At 69.4% G+C, this 3,755-nt stretch carries 3 protein-coding genes; all 3 read right to left on the bottom strand.

Annotated elements, in window-relative coordinates:
- Window positions 1-661 (bottom strand): lysophospholipase (locus tag AC1DQP_RS17915; protein ID WP_478052145.1); only part of this gene is annotated, 661 nt, incomplete at its 3' end.
- A gap of 35 nt (window positions 662-696) precedes the next feature.
- Complete coding sequence (locus AC1DQP_RS17920) at window positions 697-1,302, bottom strand: CDP-alcohol phosphatidyltransferase family protein (protein WP_457318174.1); 606 nt, start codon at window positions 1,300-1,302, stop codon at window positions 697-699.
- Between the two features lie 76 nt (window positions 1,303-1,378).
- Window positions 1,379-3,755, bottom strand: a 2,377-nt coding sequence (locus tag AC1DQP_RS17925) for a tetratricopeptide repeat protein (protein WP_478052146.1), incomplete at its 5' end; no start/stop codon positions are given.

Consider the following 3,755-nt stretch of genomic DNA (forward strand, 5'->3'; position numbering starts at 1 on the left):
GGGTTGGCACGGTGATCGCCTGCGCATCGCCGACCACGCGGTCGGCGGCCTCGTACAGGCCAAGCAGCACCCGGACCGAGATCGGTCGGGTGATCAACGGATCGGTGCGGTAGCTTTCCACGCGCCCGGGATCATGGGTGAGCCACTGCGGCTTGACGTAGCTGTTGACGAAGAAGTTGCCACGCAGCTTCTGCATCAGCTTCAGCCCGGGCACCGCCAGCGGCACGTACAGCTTGACCTTGAACGCCGGCGATGCGAGCACCAGCGCACGTAGCGGCGGTGCGTAATCGTGCACCCAGGTCGCAGCGACCACCGCGCCGACGCTCTGGGCGATGATCGCGATGTCTTCCACACCGATGCCATGCTGCTGGCCGATGTGCGCGATGAAGCTGTCCAGGTCACGCACCAGCGCCTCGAAGCCCGGCGCATCGCCACGCTCACCGGGCGACTGGCCATTGCCGCGCGCATCCCAGGCGAATACCTCGGTGTCGGGCAGGTCCAGTTCGTCCACCAGGTGGGCGACACGGCCGGAGTGCTCATGGCCGCGGTGCAGCAGCACCAGCGCACGGCGCGGCGCGGCGGACGAGGCAGCCGGCCAATGCCGGTAAAACAGCGGTTGGCCATCGAAGCTGTGGAATTGCAGGTGTTCCTGTACGCGCATGCCTTACTCCGTTGTGTGTCTGCCCGCAGTGCCGATCAGGCCTGCTCCGCCAATCCGTTGCGCATCCGCCGCCACGCGGTCAGCAGGCACAGCGCCGCTGCCACCCACGCCACGCCGCTCACCACCGCTCCGCCGATCCAGCCCACTGCAAGCAGCACGCCGACCAGGCCGATCACGAAGGCGCGGTCACTTTTCCCCATGGGTCCGTCGTAGCGCCGACTGGCCCCCACCATCAGCCCCAGGACGCCAGCGTACTCGCAAACCGCCGCAAGCCACGTCAGCACCCAGATCGCGGTCGGATCGACCCCGGGCAGGCTGAGCAGGCTCAGGTACAGGGCCGCATCGGCCAGGACATCGCACAGTTCATTGAGGTAAGCCCCCAGCCGCGACTGCTGGCCGAACTCGCGCGCCAGCATGCCGTCCACGGCATTGAGTGCCATGCGCAGCAGCATCCATACCGGCAACGCCAGGTACCACAGCGGCTGCGCCGGTGCCCACGCGTAGACCGCGACCGCCACGGCCAGCGACACCACGGCGGCAGCGACGGTCACCACGTTGGCGGTAATGCCCGCCCGGTACAGACCCCGTACGCCAGGGCGCAGCAGATCCTGGAAACGCCCCTTCAATGCATAGATCGACATACCGCAACCTTCTCCTGACCTGTTCCACTGTATGGGTGCCTGCCACGGCAGGGAATTGCCTCGTTGCCGGGTGCGCTCATCCTGCTGCCATAAGTTGCCGCCACAGCTGCACGAAGCGCGGTGAATACCAATAGCCTTCGTTGCGCATCAATTGGGTGGGCAGATCATCGGCGAGCCGGTAGCGGCCGTCGAAGCGCTGGCCGAACTGCTGCTTCAGGCGGGCCAGGTGGGCAGGGTCGCTGTCGAGCATCGCGCACGCCAGCAGCCCCAGCCAACCGTCCACGTCGTCCGGCTCGCGGGTGAAGGCCTGCTCGAACAGGCGCTTTGCGTCCTGCGGGCGGCCCMGGTCCAGCAGCATGAAGCCGTAGTTGCGCTGCGCGTCGATGTTGTCCGGCTGCGCCTGCAGCAACTGTTGCATGCGCAGGGCAGCCTCGCCGGTGCGGCCCAGGTGGAACAGTACGTAGCCGGCGTGCTCCAGCAGGTCCAGGTCAGGCTGCGCCTGCGGCGGCTGCGCGCGTTGCAGTGCGTCCAGGCGCACCCACGCCGCTTCGAAGTCGGGCGTGGCCGCCGCGGGGTCGCCGGCCGACAAGGCCATCGCGGCACGGTTGAACCACGGGCGGTAGTCCTCGGGCGCTTCGTCGATGGCGGCCTGCAGTGCGGCGCGGGCGCCGGCGGCATCGCCACTGTCGCTGAGCGCGCTGGCCAGGTTGAGATGGATGCTCATGCGCTGTTCGCGCTGCGCGGCAGCGTCCAGGTCAGGCGCCGACGGCAGTGTCAGCGCGGTGCGGTATTCCTGCACGGCCTTGCGCGGCTGCTTGAGCTGCTGCAGGTACAGGTTGCCCAGGTTGAAGTGCGCGTCCAGGCGCTTGGGCTGCAGCCGCATCGCCGCGCGGTAGGCCTCCACCGCCAGGGCATGCTGGCCGCTGTCACCCAGTGCACTGCCCTGGTTGAGGCGCAGGCCATAGTTGTCGGGGAAGCGTGCCACGCCGTTGCCCGCCACCACCGCCGCCTCGCGGGTATCGCCCAGCTGCAGCAGCATGGCCGCGTAGTTGATGAAGGCATCGGGCGACAGGTTGCCGGGCAGCGTCACCAGGTGGGCGTAGTAGCGCCGCGCCTTGTCGGTCTGCCCGGTGCGGCTGTAGTGGTAAGCCAGGCGCTGCTGGATGTCCAGGTTGCCCGGCTCCAGCTGCGCGGCTCGCAGCAGGTCCTTCTCGGCCGCGCCATCATCGCCGAGTTCATGCAGCACATTGGCGCGGTTGAGCAGGCCGATGGTCTTGAGCGGGGCGCGCTGGATGTAGTCGTTGAACGTGTCCAGCGCGCGTTGGTGCTGCCCCAGCCGGGCCTGCGCCACGCCCAGGTTGAGCCAGCCGGTATCCAGGCCGGGATCCAGCCGTACCGCCTGCGCGAACAGGTCCGCCGCGGCCTGCCACTGCCCCGCCCGGGTCTGCGCCTGGCCCTGGTTGAACAGCAGCTGCGCCTGGTTTTCTGCCGGCAGCGCACCGGCCTGCGCGGCCACGGCCGCACGGTCGCCCTTGCCGCCCTGGCCCAGCAGCGACAGCCGGTTGGTCAGCACCCGCGGGTTGCCCGGGTCCTTTGCCAGCGCACGGTCGTAGGCGGCCAGCGCCTCGCGGGTGTGGCCGAGCCGCTCCTGGACTACGCCGATGTTGAGCCAGGTATCGGCATCCTCCTTGCCCAGCGCCAGGGCCGCCTTGAAGTCCTGCAGCGCGCCGGCCGCGTCGCCCATGTCCAATCGGGTCACACCACGATTGTAGGGATACAGCGGTTCGGTCGGCGCCAGCCGCATGGCCTGGCCATCATCGGCCAGCGACTGGCTGGACCGGCCCAGCGCGTGCTGGGCCAGTGCGCGGTTGCCGTAGTAGCCGGCCACCTGCGGCGATTGCGCGATAGCCTGGTCCAGCAGTTCCAGCGCACGCCGTGGCTGGCCCAGGTGGTGATACGCCTGCGCGGCGTGGAAGAGGATGTCGGCCGCCTGCCCGGTGCCCTCCGGGTCATCGCGATAGGCCCGCTCGTAGGCGGCGAACACCTCCAACATGCGCGCGTTGTCGTGCTGCTGGTTGAGCAGGAACAGGTAATTGCGGAACAGGCTGCTGGCGTGACCACCGGCCTGGAGCGCCGCCGCGTAGTCGGCCAGCGCGCCCACGGTGTCACCGGCCTTGGCCTTGGCGGTGCCTTGCAGCTGCAGGCTTTCGGCGTCGCTCGGGTCGGCCCGCAGCGCCTGTGCGGCGGCGGCCAGTACCCCGGCGTTGTCGTCGGTCGCCGCGGCGATGTAGGCCTTCAGCCGGTACAGGCGGGCCTGCTGCGGATCCAGGGCGATGGCCTGGTCGATCAGCCGCCTGGCGCCGGACCAGTCCTGCGCCTCGTAGGCCGCGTTGGCCTGCTGCTCCAGATCCTCGCTGCTGGTCCCGTCGGCATCGGCCGGCGCGTCGGCGCCC

The sequence above is a fragment of the Stenotrophomonas sp. P5_A8 genome, assembly GCF_056400545.1.